Source organism: Breznakia pachnodae, from assembly GCF_030814225.1.
Taxonomy (GTDB): domain Bacteria; phylum Bacillota_I; class Bacilli_A; order Erysipelotrichales; family Erysipelotrichaceae; genus Breznakia; species Breznakia pachnodae.
Window position 1 is genome coordinate 1,019,905 of record NZ_JAUSUR010000001.1, and the last position, 17,856, is coordinate 1,037,760.

General features: G+C 32.3%; 15 protein-coding genes. 1 reads left to right on the plus strand and 14 read right to left on the minus strand.

Annotation, left to right across the window (positions count from 1 at the left end; all coding sequences use genetic code 11):
* The 6 genes from J2S15_RS04890 to J2S15_RS04915 form a co-directional block, all read right to left on the minus strand.
* Complete coding sequence (locus J2S15_RS04890) at positions 1 to 831, minus strand: Cof-type HAD-IIB family hydrolase (RefSeq protein WP_307405993.1); 831 nt, start codon at positions 829 to 831, stop codon at positions 1 to 3.
* Between the two features lie 70 nt (positions 832 to 901).
* On the minus strand, positions 902 to 2,371 hold the full coding sequence (locus J2S15_RS04895) for a glycoside hydrolase family 1 protein (protein ID WP_307405995.1): 1,470 nt from the start codon (positions 2,369 to 2,371) through the stop codon (positions 902 to 904).
* Positions 2,364 to 3,869, minus strand: a complete 1,506-nt coding sequence (locus tag J2S15_RS04900) for a family 1 glycosylhydrolase (protein ID WP_307405996.1) — start codon at positions 3,867 to 3,869, stop codon at positions 2,364 to 2,366. The genes J2S15_RS04895 and J2S15_RS04900 overlap by 8 nt, the downstream gene beginning before the upstream one ends.
* 97 nt (positions 3,870 to 3,966) lie before the next feature.
* Positions 3,967 to 5,283, minus strand: a complete 1,317-nt coding sequence (locus J2S15_RS04905; RefSeq protein ID WP_307405998.1) for a PTS sugar transporter subunit IIC — start codon at positions 5,281 to 5,283, stop codon at positions 3,967 to 3,969.
* Positions 5,284 to 5,331: 48 nt separating this feature from the next.
* A complete protein-coding gene (locus tag J2S15_RS04910; RefSeq protein ID WP_307406000.1) occupies positions 5,332 to 5,631 on the minus strand; it encodes a PTS sugar transporter subunit IIB in 300 nt (99 codons plus the stop codon).
* A gap of 14 nt (positions 5,632 to 5,645) precedes the next feature.
* The gene (locus J2S15_RS04915) at positions 5,646 to 5,960 is read right to left on the minus strand and encodes a PTS sugar transporter subunit IIA (RefSeq protein WP_307406002.1); all 315 of its coding nucleotides are present in this window, start codon (positions 5,958 to 5,960) and stop codon (positions 5,646 to 5,648) included.
* 464 nt (positions 5,961 to 6,424) lie between these two features.
* On the opposite strand from J2S15_RS04915, the gene J2S15_RS04920 reads away from it, so the two are divergent.
* A complete protein-coding gene (locus J2S15_RS04920) occupies positions 6,425 to 6,922 on the plus strand; it encodes a DUF3284 domain-containing protein (RefSeq protein WP_307406003.1) in 498 nt (165 codons plus the stop codon).
* 21 nt (positions 6,923 to 6,943) lie between these two features.
* Here the strand turns inward: J2S15_RS04920 and J2S15_RS04925 are convergent, their stop codons facing one another.
* From J2S15_RS04925 to J2S15_RS04960, 8 genes are all read right to left on the minus strand, one after another.
* Positions 6,944 to 9,580: a PRD domain-containing protein gene (locus J2S15_RS04925; protein WP_307406006.1), complete on the minus strand. Its 2,637-nt coding sequence runs from the start codon at positions 9,578 to 9,580 to the stop codon at positions 6,944 to 6,946.
* 232 nt (positions 9,581 to 9,812) lie between these two features.
* A complete protein-coding gene (locus J2S15_RS04930) occupies positions 9,813 to 11,075 on the minus strand; it encodes an MFS transporter (RefSeq protein ID WP_307406009.1) in 1,263 nt (420 codons plus the stop codon).
* On the minus strand, positions 11,056 to 12,051 hold the full coding sequence (locus J2S15_RS04935) for an ROK family protein (RefSeq protein WP_307406011.1): 996 nt from the start codon (positions 12,049 to 12,051) through the stop codon (positions 11,056 to 11,058). The genes J2S15_RS04930 and J2S15_RS04935 overlap by 20 nt, the downstream gene beginning before the upstream one ends.
* Positions 12,052 to 12,163: 112 nt before the next feature.
* On the minus strand, positions 12,164 to 13,228 hold the full coding sequence (locus J2S15_RS04940) for an SIS domain-containing protein (protein ID WP_307406013.1): 1,065 nt from the start codon (positions 13,226 to 13,228) through the stop codon (positions 12,164 to 12,166).
* A 22-nt stretch (positions 13,229 to 13,250) separates the two neighbouring features.
* On the minus strand, positions 13,251 to 14,858 hold the full coding sequence (locus J2S15_RS04945; protein ID WP_307406015.1) for a PTS system mannose/fructose/sorbose family transporter subunit IID: 1,608 nt from the start codon (positions 14,856 to 14,858) through the stop codon (positions 13,251 to 13,253).
* A 12-nt stretch (positions 14,859 to 14,870) separates the two neighbouring features.
* On the minus strand, positions 14,871 to 15,344 hold the full coding sequence (locus tag J2S15_RS04950; protein ID WP_307406017.1) for a PTS sugar transporter subunit IIB: 474 nt from the start codon (positions 15,342 to 15,344) through the stop codon (positions 14,871 to 14,873).
* On the minus strand, positions 15,341 to 15,736 hold the full coding sequence (locus J2S15_RS04955; protein WP_307406019.1) for a PTS sugar transporter subunit IIA: 396 nt from the start codon (positions 15,734 to 15,736) through the stop codon (positions 15,341 to 15,343). The genes J2S15_RS04950 and J2S15_RS04955 overlap by 4 nt, the downstream gene beginning before the upstream one ends.
* 158 nt (positions 15,737 to 15,894) lie before the next feature.
* Positions 15,895 to 17,820, minus strand: a complete 1,926-nt coding sequence (locus tag J2S15_RS04960; protein ID WP_307406021.1) for a BglG family transcription antiterminator — start codon at positions 17,818 to 17,820, stop codon at positions 15,895 to 15,897.
* Positions 17,821 to 17,856: the final 36 nt, after the last annotated feature.

Genomic DNA, 17,856 nt, shown 5'->3' on the forward strand with positions numbered 1-17,856 from the left:
TTATAATACTCTTTTCAAAGTTTTCAACACTCCTTGTTCATTGTTACTTTCACAAACGTCATTGGCAACTGCCTTTACTCGATCACTGGCATTTTCCATCGCAATACCATACTTTGCATACTGCAGCATTTCGATATCATTTCCACCATCACCAAAAGCAATTACATTATCTCTACTAAAACCCCAACGATTGCATAAAAAGTCTACTGCAGTACCTTTATTAAAGCCAGGTACAATTAAATCAATACATCCATGACCACTATCAATTAGTTCAATTAGGTGTCCAATACGTTCACTAAGAATCTCATAGTATTCTTTTATTTTACCTTCAGGAACTAGTAACGCAAATTTTAGAATTTCATCATCTTTAATTTCATAAAAGTCATTAACTTCTTCCAAACTATGATAAAACAATTTCATTAAATCACGAAAACGATTATTTCCCGTTTTCACATATGCTGCTTTTTTCCCACAGACCTCTGTTAATATTTCAGGATATTCTTCTACCACATCAATGATTTCTTTGACTACAGTATCCTCAATCTTTACTGAAAACAACTCTTCATGATTCTCCATAATCAATGCACCATTTTCTGATACATAGGTAATCTGATCATCTAAGTCTGGAAAGAAGGATTTTAACTGGTAATACTGATTTCCACTTGCAACTACAAACTTCCCATCATTTGCTTTTAGTTTTGCGAATACTTCATCAAATAGTTCTCGATCATAATCTTGATTAACACCAATCAATTCCCCATCTTCATTTACGATTGGATCCTGTCTTAGGAAGGTCCCATCCATATCAACTACCACTAACTTAATATCCATTTTCTCACCTGTCCTTTTCTTTATTATAATGGAAAGACATAAGATAGGCTACCCTAAGGTAGCCATTGTTTTAATCTAAATCTTCACCATTGCTGGCAATTACTTTTTTATACCAATAGAAACTATCTTTTCTGATTCTATCTAAAGTACCATTTCCTTCGTTATCACGATCAACATAGATATAACCATAACGTTTCTTCATTTCTCCAGTACCTGCACTGATTAAGTCAATACATCCCCAAGACGTATAACCAATTAAGTCTACTCCATCTTCAATTGCTTCTGCCATTGCGTTTGCATGACTGCGTAAATATTCAATACGATAATCATCATGGATACTTCCATCTGCCTCTACAACATCGTCTTGTCCTAATCCATTTTCAGTCACAATGATTGGTACTTGATAACGTGTATATAATTCACTTAAGATATAACGCAATCCATCAGGATCCATTGCCCAATCCCAATCAGAGTATTTCACATAAGGATTCTTTGCTCCCATTGAGAAGTTTCCACTGCCCATATCTGCACCTTCATGTGTTGTTACACAGCTTGTAGAGTAGTAAGAGAAGGTATAAATATCTACTTTTCCTTCTTTTAATTCTTTTTTATCTTCATCTGTAATATCTACAGTAATTCCAAGTTCATCCCAGATACGGTTCGAATATGCTGGATATTCTCCACGTACCATAACATCTCCAGAATAATACATTACAGATTCCATACGATGTTGATTCTTTAGAATATCTTTTGGATCACAAGTAAGTGGATAAGATACAAGTCCACATATCATACATCCAACTTTATTATCTGGATTAATTGCATGTGCTTTCTTCACTGCTTTTGCACTTGCAACAAACTGATGGTGTAATGACTGATATGCGCCTTGTGCAACCTTTGCAGGAAGATTAGGAACAAAACTTGTCATCATCACTAAGTTATTAATTTCGTTGAATGTTAACCAATAAGTCACTAAATCTTTGTACTCATTAAAGACAAACTCTGCATAACGTTCAAAGTATTTAATTAACTCTCTGTTTTCCCAACCACCATACTTCACTTCTAATGCGTAAGGAGTATCAAAGTGGTGTAATGTTACTAATGGTTCAATTCCATGCTTACGCATTTCTTCAAACATTGAACGATAGTATTCTACACCTTCTTGGTTAGGCTCTTCATCGTCTCCATTTGGAAAAATTCTAGACCAAGATATTGACATACGAAACATCTTGAATCCCATCTCTGCAAACATTGCGATATCTTCTTTATAACGATGATAAAAATCAATCCCTATATGATTTGGATAATATTCATTTTCATCAATAATTAATTCTGCATCATCTGGAAGCAATTCAAACATCGAAGCTCTTTTGATATTACCATCACTATCTCTATAAATATATGATCTAGGAGAAGTATGCGTACCAGCCGTTAGATAATCATTCTTGATGATTCCTCTACCACCTTCATTATAAGCACCTTCACATTGGTTGGCAGCTGTCGCTCCACCCCAATAAAAATCTTTTGGAAATTTACTCATCTTTACTTACCTCTTCACTTAAATCTTCACCATTACTAGCAATCACTTTCTTATACCAGTAGAAACTATCTTTTTTACTACGTTTCAAAGAACCATTTCCTACATCATCACGATCTACATAAATCATTCCATAACGTTTCTTCATTTCACCCGTACCAGCACTTACTAAGTCAATACATCCCCAAGGTGTATATCCCATTAAATCAACACCATCAAGGTTGATTGCATCATCCATTGCTTCTATATGTTTCTTCATATAATCAATACGGTAGTCGTCATGAATACTTCCATCTGCTTCTACTACATCAGCATACCCAATTCCATTTTCTACTACCCATAATGGAATCTGGTATCTATCATATAAGGTATTTAAGGCAATACGAAGTCCAGCTGGATCAATTGACCAACCCCATGCATTGGTTTTTAGATATGGATTCTTCGCACCAAATGAGAAGTTACCATCACCATGATCAAACGATTCATCTAATGTAACTACGTTTGTTGAATAATAAGAGAAAGCAATAAATGATACTGTTCCTTTACGTAAATCTTCTAAATCACCATCTTTAATATCTAAGGTAACACCTTCACGTTCGTATTCTTTTAACTTATAGTTTGGATAGTAACCGCGTACCTGTACATCGGTAAAGAAGTGTGACATATGGTTTCCTTCTAATAATGCCAGTTGGTCTTTAGGATTACACGTTCCTGCATATCCAACACCATATCCTACCATCATTCCAATCATCATTGAAGGATCAATTTCTTTTGCCATTTGAACAACTCTTGAACTGGCAACCAACTGATGGAAAGCAGCTTGCGCAACATTTTGTTTGTCACCCTTCAGCAATCCTCCACCCATAAATGGACCCATTTCAATTACGTTAATTTCATTGAAGGTCATCCAGTATTTTACTTTTCCCTTATATTCTGTAAATAGTGTGCGACAGAAGTTTTCATAGAATCCAATCAGTTTACGATCAATCCATCCACCATAGTTAATTGTTAGATTAATTGGTGTTTCATAATGAGAAATTGTAACTAATGGTTCAATACCATATTTTGCACACTCGTCGAACACATCATGATAGAATTTTACTCCATTTTCATTTGGCTCACTTTCATCACCATTTGGATATAAACGTCCCCAGTTGATAGATAAACGGAAGCACTTATAACCCTGCTCTGCAAACAGTGCAATATCTTCTTTGTAGTGGTGATAGAAGTCAGTCGCAATATGTGAAGGATAGTATTCACCATCAATCACTGCCGGAATTGCTCCTTCAGGAATCTTAATATCTCCACCCATAAATGCCATTGGTGTTTTACCAGTTTCACCTGTAGCTTCATTCTTCCAAGTTATCTGACGCATTTGGGTATGACTACCTGCAGTCAGTACATCACTTGTACTTAATCCTTTACCACCTTCTAAATAACCACCTTCGTATTGGTTGGCAGCCGTAGCTCCACCCCATAAAAAATTCTTTGGAAAACTCATAATTACCTCGCTTTCTTTTACCTTTTGTAAGTTGTTGTAATTGTATACTAATTGATGAAAAGTGCTAGTTCTTACACTAGCACTAACTACTCTTCTTCTATGCTACACTTTCAGCAGCTTCTAGTGCTTCTGCAGCTTCTGCTTCCGCTTCTTTTGCGATTAACTGTCTTTCATAAATTTTAAAGAATGGATAGTAAATTAATCCTGAAGGAATTAACATTAAGTAATCCCAGATTGCATTTTGCCATCTTAAAGTAGATAAATAACTTGCGAATCCCATTGGTAATAATGCTGAAATTGAAATCCAAGCAGGACTTAAGAAACCTGTCTGATATCCAATATATGTACATAACATTACTACTGGAATATTTAATACATAAGGGATACATAAGATAGGGTTATACATAATTGGCATACCAAATGTCATTGGTTCATTAATATTAAACCATCCTGGTACTGCAGAAATTTTTGCCACTGCACTAATTTGTTTTGATTTTGAACGTAATCCCATTAATGCAAGTGGTAATGTATTTCCTGTACCACCAGCAATTGCCATTGATCCAAATAATGCAACTGGATAGAATACAAGTGGATCACCCATTGCAGCAGCTGTACCATTTGCAACCGCAGCCTGAATACCTAAAGGCATAATAATTGGAACTAAAATCATTGTACCATGAATACCGAAACACCATAACAATGCTCCAAAGATACATAAGATAAACATACCAGGAACTGATGTTAATGCGTTTAAAGGCATAGATAATACATTCATAAATCCTGATGCTATCGAGTATGCTCCATCTGTAGCTGTACTAACAATTGTAGATGCAGCTAGGAAGAAAATCGCACTAAATAATAGTGGTAAGATTGCAGAGAATCCATCTTGTAAGAATGGTGGCACTACATCTGGCATTTTAATTCTTACATTTTTATCAGCACAAAATTTTTCAATACGTACAGAAATAAATACAACTATAAATCCAATAAACATACCTTGTGCTCCAAGATAAGTCATATCAATTGTAGTAACTCCCAGTTCGTTAACTACAAGTGCTGCAGCAACAATAAAGAAACAAACAAGTGCATCTACTGCATTCATAATTGGTGATTTCATTTTTAAGTTTTTCGCATAGTTGTAAGCAAATAATACAACTACCCAAATTGATAACATGTTCATTGTGAACTGATAAGGCATATAAATAATCGTATATACTGCATCACCAGTTGTAAACAATCCTAACATCGTTTCACTACCAACTGAACATAGAATCTGTGAGATTGCTCCCACCATAATAATACCCATAAGCGACATCATTGCTGCTTGTAGTGCAGCTAAGAATTTATTAGTTCCAAGCTTTTGACCAAATTCTTGTAACTTGATCATCGCTTGACTTTCGAACAACTTTTCCATATATTTCCTCTTTCTTTCTTAAATTAGATAGGTCCTAACGATTCCTATTTACTTTTCTGCGTAAAGCTTTCTAGCTAACTTCATAATATTTGGACAATTCGCTACAGCGTAATCAAACGAAGGGATTGCATCTGCAGGTAATCCAGTATTCTCCTTAATTTCTTTCATTCGATAAGATACTTGTGGTCCAACTAAAATGATATCGTATTTTTGATATACATCTTGATATTCACCAAGACCAACAGCCTTGATTTCTAATTCTTCCCCATTTTCTTTCCAATACGTCTCCATTTTTTTCATTAAAATGCTTGTAGACATTCCCCCAGCACATACTAATAATATTTTCATCTTGTTTTCCTTTCTTACTTGTTTTTATAAAGTAGTATGATTTCTTTGATCAACTCAGCAGCAAGCATGCTTGTCATTAAATGATCCTGCGAATGAATAAGCAGAACATTGATATCTTGCTTATCACCATTAGCTTCTGCAAACAATAAATCAGTCTGGGCTTTGTGTGCCAGTGTTGCAGCTTCATCTGATTTCTTTAAAAGTTCCTCAGCCTCATCTATATTACCGGCTTTTGCTTCTTCCAAAGCTCGAAACGCAAACGAACGTGCGTCTCCTGAATTTGCAATAATACTCATAGATACTAAGTCTGTTGCACTATTTTCATCCATCTTGTTCCTCCTTCGTATTAATCTAAGTGCCAGATAAGCACCTCGTATACACAAATATTAGTGTATAAACCATATAGTGTCAAAATACAGAAGCAGACTTAATTTTTACTTTTTATACAGTAATTTTCTAGTATATACACAATTTTTGTCATAAAATCTCCTTTTTTTATCAATTTATGTTCTTTTTTAGTTTAGTGTATAAGTTTTCCTTCTGTTTTCTTTCTTGTGTTTAATTAATTTTATGAGCGTATATCTTTTACTAACTTTCAAAATACTTATTCTCTTTTTTGATTCCCCATTTTCCAATCAAAAATAATGGTTTTTATCACTTATACTGATATTATTACGTCTTTTTTACACTTTAATCCCCACTTTGTATACCATTTCTTACCTTTTTACATACACTGTCCTCCCTTTTCTATACAGAAACAAAAAAATTATAATGATTATGCTATAATGCAAGTATGAAAATAACAAGAACGCTACAAATCACAGAACAAGAATTCTATGATTATCTGGAAAATGATGTAATAGCTAATGTTGCAGACTGCACCCAACGTACAATCAAAGTAAAGGATGTAAAGAAAGGACTGCGCTATACAAAGCAGGGTGATGATGTCTACAATCGTGTGGATATTACAGTACTCGACTATGAACGAGGGAAATTCTATAAGTCAAAGATTAAATCTATGGCAGATACAATTACCTTATCTTATGAAACTTCAGTAGTTGAAAAAGGATTGCAGATTATCTTTCATCAACATATTGAAAGTTTTGAAAATAAGAAACAAAAGAAGTTGATGAGAATGTTTAGTGAAGGTGTCTACTATGGAAGAATGAGTGATACTCTTTATGATATTCAAAAAAAGATAGTTAATTTAAGAGAAGGTATTGAAGAAAAACCATTACCGCAAGTGAAAGAACATAAGCATTTGAAGAAATTGATTGCAAAAAAAAGTTGAGTCGCCATGGACTCAGCTTTTTTATATCTTCTTTATAATCATTATAATCGTTGCTATCTCATTATCATCAATTATAATATTAAAACTCTTTTCTAACCTTCTTAATAGCTTTCTAGTAGAGTTATATTCGTCTTTAAAGACACCAATAATTTTACTCTTCTCACTATTCTCAACAACTGCATTACCATCCAACAAGCGCTCAATCAGACAAGCCAGATGCATAAACAAACCAACTCGCTGGTCTTCACTCATTGGATATAACACTCCAAATTCATCAAGTACATCTGGGAGTATTGTTTTTAACTTTGGTACTGATACATATTTAAACTGTTCCTCAAAGTACTTATACACTTCACTGTAGTCAATCGCATTTGATTTTACTGGTTCAAACATTAGAATTCGATCCAAATCTTCTCTAGAGTTTTCAAATATCTTTCCAATAGAGATAAATGGAATTCCTAACAGTTTAGGATCATAAGTTCCAACAAACGTATGAATACGATAGGTTCTCTGTAATTCTATCACTTCTTTTAAAAGTTTATCGCGCTCAGAAATGGCTAACGGAATTACTTTCATTCCCAGTTTCGAGTATTGATTAATATATCGTTTTAACTGAAGTGCTCCACCTTCTCCTGTATGACAGAGAGTTACAACAATATCACTGTGCTTCTCTTCATTACGACTCATTTTATTAATTTCCAGATTTGCCATATGATAGACATAATCAATATCACTTTCCATTGAGCACTTACGAGCAATATCAATTCCCACTAACGTTATTGGAATATTCATATAACGAATCTTTACATCAATCTCCTCAGCAATCGTTTCAATCATTGTTTTGATCGAACCCATATCATAGATAACAATCACACCTTGACCTTTATCAATCTTTTCAATCAGCGTTTTGATTTCCTGCATTGCCTGTTGTGTTTCAATCTCTAACTTTAAATCATAACTATAGGCATTATTACACTGGGTAAGTGCATTGGTAACATCTCTAAGTGAACTTGCTGTACCATTTCCATGCAAGATATACAATAGAACTGGATTGCCTTCATTTTCATTTTCATCTGATTCAATCAAGAACATGGAAACAATAATAACTTCCTCTATTGGTAATTCAAGATTAAGTTGATGTTTCAGTAAATCAGCAAACTGCGTACTAGCAGCATATTCCTGTGGATACTTTTGAATAATATTTACAATTTGTTCATTCTTTACTCTTTGATGACTTGAGTTTAATGTCATTAAAGAATTCACATGCAGACACAAACCATAGAATACATTTGATTTAAATTCTTTTCCTAAATCCTTTTTACATCCTTCAAGAAATTTTCTTACCAATCGAATAATCCTATGATCTACAATCTTTGACAACTGATCCAAATCATTCGCATTATTATTAAAATCATGAAAGTATCGATATTTTTTAAATAGAAATTGAATATGTGTATTAATAACATTCTCTATGCTACTACTATTAATACCACGATCAGTTAATTCATCATATTGCTTTCTAATCTCAGCATACAAATCATCTTCATGATATTTATCACCATCACCAGGTTTATAACTTTGTGCAGTCTTATCATAAATCATTACATCACTAATATTAAGGATTGATAGAACAATAGGTTCTAAATCTTTAACATTCAACAATCCTTTCTTTATATCACCTTTAAAATCATTTAAGCACACATGAATATCTTCTTCTTTATCATTTACCACACGTACATATGCATTAGCACAAGCTGCTTTTATTTCTAACAGTAATTCTTTCACATTGAATGCAAACTCAGTAAGTAACAATGCCTTAATTGCTTCAGTTGTGACTTCAATAAAACAATCTGAGTTCATTGCTTCAATCGTAAATAAATGATTTATCAATTCTAATCGCTCACTCATTGGACGATCTTTTAATTCTGGGAGTTCAATCGTAACTGGAATCTTACGATTAAACAGACTTACTCCCTGAGGCGAACAAGCCAATAGTAAGACTACATCAGAGAAATCAGCAGATCTGCTTTTATCTTCACTGAATAATTTACCAGTATCAAGAAGTTCTAGAATTCTACTTTGTTGTTTTGCATCAAGCATATCAACGTTATCAATAAAAAGTACGCCACCTCTGGCTCTAGCAAAACTGTTTGTTTCCAAGTCATCATCTTTTCCAAATAACTCATCGCTTAACATAGTAATACTTTTGGCATAATGACGACAATTGATTTTCACAAACGGTGCCTCTTCATCAAACACTCTATTTTCTACTGCAAATTGAAACATCAGATATGCGAATGAAGTTGTTCCACATCCATTCTTTGATGCTAACAAAACATTTAAACTTTTACGTGGATATAATACAGCTGCTTTTGCTAGTTGAATCGCATTTTTTAAACTTCCATCATGACCAACCAATTTCGTGAAAGCAGAATTTTCCTCTGTATTATTATTCTCATGAGGCAATTTATATAAAACCGGTCGTGTATTGGTCTTAATAAGCAAGCCATCTTTTACTAAGTCATTTAATAAGGCACTTACATTTGATCGCTGCATATCAAGTACATCAGCAACCGTCTTCGTTTCAATTCCTTCTTCATTTTTTGTATAGATTTCTTTTTGCACAAATTCATAGACAAGTTCTTTTGTGGTCTTCATAACTAGTTCCTCCAAGTCATACACTAAACTCTTCTGTATAATAACAAAAGTTATACAGAAAGTGCAAATTTATACTTTCATTATATTTTCTATGTCTGTAATATGCAATCAAATATGAAAATACTATGTGTCGTATGTATCATAATCTGTCTGTTTTATTTCTTTAATGTAATAGAATTACAATTTAAAACAAATAAAAACTCTTGAAAACAAGAGTCTCTGAAATACTATTTTATTTTTTTAGTTCTTGTTTATTCACACTAAATTTTCTTAATCGTGAAGTAATAACAAACCCAGCAATTGGAAATATAATTCCAAATAGTAATCCTACTCTTAGACCTGCATGCTCTATGCCAAAGATAGTATAGAAGTTACTTATAATCTCATTATTCCCTAGATAATCACTTACCATTCCAACTGACCATGGACCTATTGAACAGCCAATATCACCACAGAACGCAAGGATTGCAAACATCCATGTTCCTGCCATTGGAAAGTAATCTGCACATAAGGAGATTGTTCCTGGCCACAGTAAACTAATACCAATCCCTGCACCAATACAACCCACTACTGATAATGCTGGGATACTTGCTACTGATAACAATAAGAAACTACAAGCAGTTAGTAATGTTCCATATCTCATTAACTTAAGTACATTAATCTTACTTCCCTTTTTACCATACATAAAACGACAAAGAGCAAATACCAACGCAAAACTACCAATCCCAATCACATCACCAATTGTTTTTGATAACTCTAGCTCCAACTCAAAGAATGTTGATATCCATTGTGATGTAATTTGTTCACTTGCTCCACCACATAAAATTAGGAAAAAACATAAGATGAAGTATGGACTTTTACGAATTATTTTCGAAGATGTTTGCTCTTCACTTGGAACTGGATCTAAAATAGGTATTTTAGAAAATGCCACAGTACTCAGAAGTGGAAATATCATCCAGAATATTACAATCCACTGCCAGTGTTCTGCTCCAATCAAAAACAGCAAGAATGTTGTAATTAATATAACTGCTAGTTGTCCCCAAGCAAAGAAGGAATGAAGTACACTCATAGCTGCTGTTTTTTCTTTTGATGGTAGCGCATTAATAATTGGACTTAATAACAACTCTAATAAACCACCTGAACAAGAGAACAACAATGTTCCTAAGACAAAGCCAATAAATGGTTGGTCTGGAAAGAGAATTGGTGCTGTATTAAATAATGCAAATCCTACAAATGCCAAAAATGAAGCAGCAACTGAAAATACTCGAAATCCATACTTATCTACTGCCTTGGCAAATGCTAAATCAGTTATAACCTGGGTTATAAAATTAATAGCTGCTAATAATCCTAAATCAGTTAATTTTAAATTGTAAATCGTCATAAGTGGAACAAACAATAATGGTGTCATATTAATAACAATTGATTGTACAAAGTTACCTAAATAACATGCATATACTGTTGACTTATAAGATTGATTACTCACTTGTGTTTCCATTTTCAAATAACTCCATAATTGTTTTATACTGCAGGCCACGCCAAATATCTTCTTCATTATCTTCGTGATATTCCACAAACATTTGATAACTACTATTTAAATAATTTTCAGATTTCTTTACTACACGATTATGCAATGCTTTTCTTATTATTTCACCAGATAACACGATACGATCTGGATCCAAGAAACTTGATACAATCGTAAGTAGATGTGACACAATATCCACATATTCATCATCACTCATAAAGGATTGAAGCCACCTATTGATACTTTTTTCTCCATATGGAATCAATCCGATTTCACCAGCGTAATGACTCTTTCCATATAGAATATTATCATTTACTAGAAATGCACTTCCCAGCCCAATTTCAGTTAAATACAAGTATGCTATATTTTTCATATCATTGTTGTGATTTGATTTATATCCTAGCATCATTAAGTTAACATCATTCTCAATATATACAGGAATATCCATTTGTTCTTTAATCTCTGAAATTATTGTTATTTTAGAAAAACTTCCATAATGATCAGTATAGTAATCATATCCTTCTATAATTCCTTCGACTCCAAAACTGATACACGAGGCCATATATTCTCGCTGTAAGAAACACAACCTTTCAGTTAATTGATCAACAGATTCAAACGTGAATATTTGTTTATACATAACGGATTCATAAAATACATGGAATACTTTTATTTCAGCAGTTGTTCTATGCAAATAAACACTTATTAAACAATATGCATGCGGATGAAAGGTATATCTGTTTGGACATCTTCCACCACTGGATGCATCCTTTCCAATATTAACAATTTTGTTTCCCTCTTCTAGCTCAATCAAGATAGAACGAACCGTTGATTGTGATAAACCAGTAACCTCTATAATGTCATTCATTGTTGCTGTCTGCATCTGATAAACATCCTTTAACACCAATACTGTATTCAACTGTTTTACGTCTTCTGAAATATAATGTTTCATAAAATCACCACTTTTATTTACCCTTAATAAAAGTATATAGAGAACTGAAGAATTTGTCAAATTAATCAAAAAAATCATACAATAGAAAATATTTGTATGATTTTTATATTATTTATGCTTTTGTTTTTATCTTTTGTTCAAAGTCATAGTTTGTAAGATTATAACTAAGTAAATCTAGTTCACTACATATACACTCAGAAAAGGTTTGAAACGGAACAATACTATTAATTACATTTAAGTTATAATCACTGTTACCGTCAATATACAATACTTTTTGATCATTATAATCTTTAGCATTACTAATCATAAATACATGGTCTGTCAATCCTTTACAAGCTGTAAATAGTTGTTTCATTCGCTCATGGCATTGACTATTATTATCTATAAATATTATTGCATGATCTTTTCTAATCTCATATGTTGGTCCATGAACAAATTCTTCCATCTCATATGCATTCGTTGCAGAGCCAATCATTTCATTCAACTTTAAAGCACCCTCTAAAGCGACTCCATAGCTGCTACCAATACCAACAAGCATCATCCTTCTACAATTCAGGAATGATTTCTTATTTTCCTCATAGAACTTCTTTGCTTGTATCCTAGTATTATCTAATTTTGCAATTTCTACTTCTATTTTTGATATTTCTTTTTTCTTTTGTGCCTCTTTCCATTTGTTTAATCTGCTAGCAACTTCAACTGCAAATATCATAAGAAAAACATTTGAACAAGGAAATCCTTTTGCAACATAGTAGTCATCACTTCCACTCCCATACTCATAAACATGTTCACAATATTCTTTGATTGGCGCATTTTTATTTGTCGTTAATACGCATACGTCATGTTTCAATTCTTTTGCTTTTTTTACTGCCTCTATCGTATTAGTACTTTTTCCTGATTGTGACATACATATTATAAAAGATTGATTATCATAACTATTATCATACATAGTATATGTAAGCGGCCAAACAACTTTTACTTCTAAATTCAATAGTTCCTGTAAATACCATTTTGCTGACATCGCAATATTATAAGAAGATCCTGATGCTACAATCACAATTCTTCGACGTTCTTTTTCTACAAAATACTCAACTAAGTTTCCTATTCTTTTATCTTTTTCTTTAATTATCTGTTCACACAATGATGGTGCTTTTTCCATATAATCAAACATATTTTTCATATCTTCACCTCTCTATCTAACTCTATGCAATCACTCCAATTAAGTTGAAGACTATTCCAAAAGCAAGTAATGCAAATATTAGTGGTAATACTTTCACTTGTTTACGTAATAATTTCGAAATTACAAATATCGAAATTAGTGGCAGTAAATTTGGAACTATCTCGTCTAAAATTGACTGTACTTCTACAGTTACTTCATTTGCCATATTGAATACAAGTGGTGTAGAAATACTAATCATATCGCAAGTCATAGCACCAATAACACACATCCCTAATATTCCAGCACATAACGATATTTTTTCAATAATATTGCTTTTGGACATCATTTCAAGAACTTTGTGTCCTAATTCATAACCTTTAAAAGTAAGAATATAACGAATCAGCCAATGTGGTATGTTGAATACTAATAAGAATAAAATTGGTCCTAAAATACTTCCTTGCATTGCAAATTGACATCCAATACCTGCAGCAACTGTTTTCACAATTCCCCACCAGAAACTGTCTCCAATTCCAGCAATAGGACCCATCAAACCAGCTTTTACATTATTAATGCTTGATGCATCAAAGCTTTTATCTTGTGCATTCTGTTCTTCCATTGATGCTGAAATTCCCATAATAAAAGTTGAAAGCTCTGGGTTTGAATTAAAGAATTCCAAATGTCTATTAATTGCATCTGATTGGTCCTTCTGATCAGTATAGATTTTTTCTATTGCTGGAAGCATTGCGCGGCAATATCCAATTGATTGCAACCTTGAATAGATAAATGGCCCTTCCAATCCGAATGATTTAAAGAAAATACTTTTAAGATCAGAGTTTGATAATAATTTTTTAATTTCCACCACTTCTTGTGGATCATCTTCTAAATCATCAAAATCAATAATTCCACTTTCTTCTACCATGTCTTTATCTTTTGTAAAGAAGAATGCTACAGCTGCGAACGCTGCACCTAATATTGCAACAGCCATCGTAGGCATTTGTAAGTATGCAGCACACACAAATCCGATAAAGAAGAATGCTAATGTTTTTGGTGTCATTGTTAGGTTAAATAACATTGCAAATCCTAAAGCTGTTAATAAATTAGTTCCTGTTCCAATTGCATTCATCACATTATCTGGAATTGAGTTTGCTATATTAGCAACTACATCAGCTCCAACCAATAAACTAATAAACACTGTTAAAAACATAAATACACAACTTAGTCCAAAGATAATCCAAAATGATTTATATACTTGCTTTGGTGTGTTTTTCTCAGGGTGATCAAATAATAGTTTTGCAGCTACTAAATCATAACCAGTTGTTGCAACATGTTCCAACAAACGAAAAACAATTCCTACGGGTATTGCTAATGCAACTGCTGCTTCAGTAGTTAATCCACCAGAAATTGCAAACCCTGCACCTAATACCCCTGCAATTGTAATATTAATAGGAATCGAAATTCCAATCCCCATCATTCCCATTGTTGCTAATTCTAGAGTTCCCCCAATAATGATCCCTTTATTTAAATCTCCTAGTACTAATCCAACCAGTGTACACATAACTAGTGGTCTTGTTGATTTATTAATACCATCTACATATTCACACCATCCAACGACTGCAATAATACCTAATAGTACTTCTTGAATAATTGTCATATTTCTTACCCCCTACTTTATAAGTTCTTTAATATCTTGTTTATTATCCGTAGGCATTTGACGTGCCTCAATTTCATAACCAGCATCTATAATCTCTTTACAGATACTTATATCCTCCTGTGTCAATGTTACAGCATTGGTATATCTTGTACTCCCTTCTCTTTCTCGTAATCCACCAAGATTAAGACTATTAATTTCCTCCACATCCATGATTAATGCTTTTGCATCCTCTAAATTATTTACTATAATTAATGAAGAATATTTTTTAGCTTTATCCGTTTTCAATATTTCAATTGCTTTTTTCACTTCTACAATTGTTAAATTAACGTTTTGAGGTTTTGCTAATCCTAGTGTCATTTTTGTAAACTCATCATGAGCGATTTTATCATTTGCTACAATAATCAGATTTACCTTAAGATTCTTTGTCCATGCAAAAGCTACCTGTCCATGTAATAATCGATCATCTACTCTTAATAGTCTAATCATAATGCATCATCTCCTTTCACTAGTTTGTTTACATAAACCATTTGCCCTCTTGCCATTGATAATTTTTCTTCAATAACTTCAGGTGTTATGGTTTCATCACTAAGTAGTAATTCTAGTAGCAATGGTAGGTTAAATCCCGAAATTATATGTGTATTCTCATTTAAATACCTCATAATCTCCCTATTTACACTACCTGCAAGCAAATCAGTAAATACTAAAATTTCATATTCCTTATACTGGTCAAAATATCGTTTTATCTGATTACTTATTGAATCTGATTCTATATAAGCATCTAAATAATCAATATCTTCTCTTTCCCCTGCAAGAAGTTTTACCGTCGATAACATACCAGAAGCCATTTTTCCATGTGATGCTATTAAATATCTGCGCATATACTACTCCTTTCTAACTACATTATAGATTTCCGCAGAAATATAGACCATACGAGTTTTTTCCTCTTATCTGCGGAAATTTCGTTCATATTCTTCCAACTTTTCAGATTATTTCCTTAGTTCTGCGGAAATAAACAAAAGACAGGGATTTGGCCTGTCTAATGATTTAAATATGTTTGCAATTCATTTTTATACTCCTTAGCATTTAACTCTAATAAACGTTTGGTCTGTTCCTTATTTGAAATAAGTAAATGCAAGTATTGTAAAGACTGCTGAAACTGTGCAAGTTCATTTAAAGAATGTCCAATGAATATAAGTAAGTGAAAAACTTTTTTCTCACTTATTAATTGATCTGTTGCATTTACACAGAAAATAAAATCACTGCTTTGATTGTATAATGTAAATGCCACTGCTACACCATTTTGTACAAATAACTTCATATTCTTACTACTCTTCATAGCGTGCTGGATATCTTTTTTCTGATTTTCATCCATCTGCATTTTTCCTACAACTTCATTAATTTCACTCCACAAATTAACTCGTTTATCTGCAACTTTAATATCACTATAAAGTTCTTCTTTTTTTACATCATTAAATTTTGTACTAAGTTTTTCTTTTATATGATCCAAATCGTTACGAGACAAAATAGAATTAACATATAAAATTGGTACATTAGCTTTATAAGTTATTGGAACCGAACTTAGAATCAAATCATATGTATCATGATTTATATTAGGAAATTCATATAATTCGACAACATCCAAGCTTGAAATATAATCATCAAACTGATTCATAATTTTAAACTTTTGTATTTCAATTGAACTTCTACCCAATGATGATACAAGCAATATATTCTTTTTAGGAATACTTCCAATCATTTTTTCTATAGATAACCCTATGTAAAGTGCAATATATCCACACTCATCCTCAATTACCGACACTTTCATTTCATCCTCAATTACATTTTTGGCAAGTAAAGCTAATTCATACGCAAATGGATAATTCATCTTGATATCTTCTAACATCATATTTCGAGATATCAAACCGCTTTGTAACCGAAGTATAAGCGGGTTCAAATGTAGCTTTAATACATTTTTAAAATATTCATCATTCCCCAAATCAATGCCAGTCTTCATATAGATCTCAAAAATAATTTTTTCAATCATGAAATGAACTCGTTTAGATACCTTCTTTTCCCCATCGTCATGCAATATCATTTTTTTCGCTAGAATATGTGAAGCAAGATAACAAATCTCACTTGCATTCCATATTTCATTGAACTCTTTTCCTAGAACATCAGCAATGGTTTTTGCAACTTGATATTCTTCTAGTTGCTGAAATAATTCGATCTTTTCTTTATCATACTCTACATAATAAGAATATCTCATTCTACGTATCGATACGATTAAATGAATTACTAAGTTTTGAAAAGAAACATCTGACATAAATATATGATATTGATTTAATGTATCTAACAATAGTTTCTTTATTAATGATATTTCTTCTTGGTTTACTGAACTAGCAAACAAAATAGAATCTTCAGCAAAATATCCATCGTCTGCTGAATTATGAAAATAATACTCTGAAATACACAAGCGTTTCTTAATTTCCTCTCCCTCTATTATCAAACCTTTTCCGGTTTGGTGAGATAATTTAAGATCATATTTTTCCAATTTTTTTCTTACTTGCTTAATTTCTGAAGTTAATGTAGATCTAGATACATATAATTCTTCAGCTAAATCATCTATTTTTATACTAAAATTCAACATTAGTAATTTTTTTATAATATAGGATACTCGATCATTTGGATTATCTGGAATATTATGATATTGAGAAACATCTTTTAGTTTTAAATCATTTAAAAACTCTTCAAACATTTTATAATTTCTTATTTCCAATAAATAACCTTTTCCTGCTTGTGAGTTAATAAACGCAATGCTCTCGTTAATTGATTGTTTTATTGCATTTACATCATCTCGTATTGTTCTACTTGTCACACCGAAATGATCAGCAAGTTCATTACCTGTAACATACTGATTATTTTTAACAAGATAATAAATAATTTCTTTTTCTCTTCGTTTCATAATTTCACCTACTTATTTTGATTATACCAAATTATA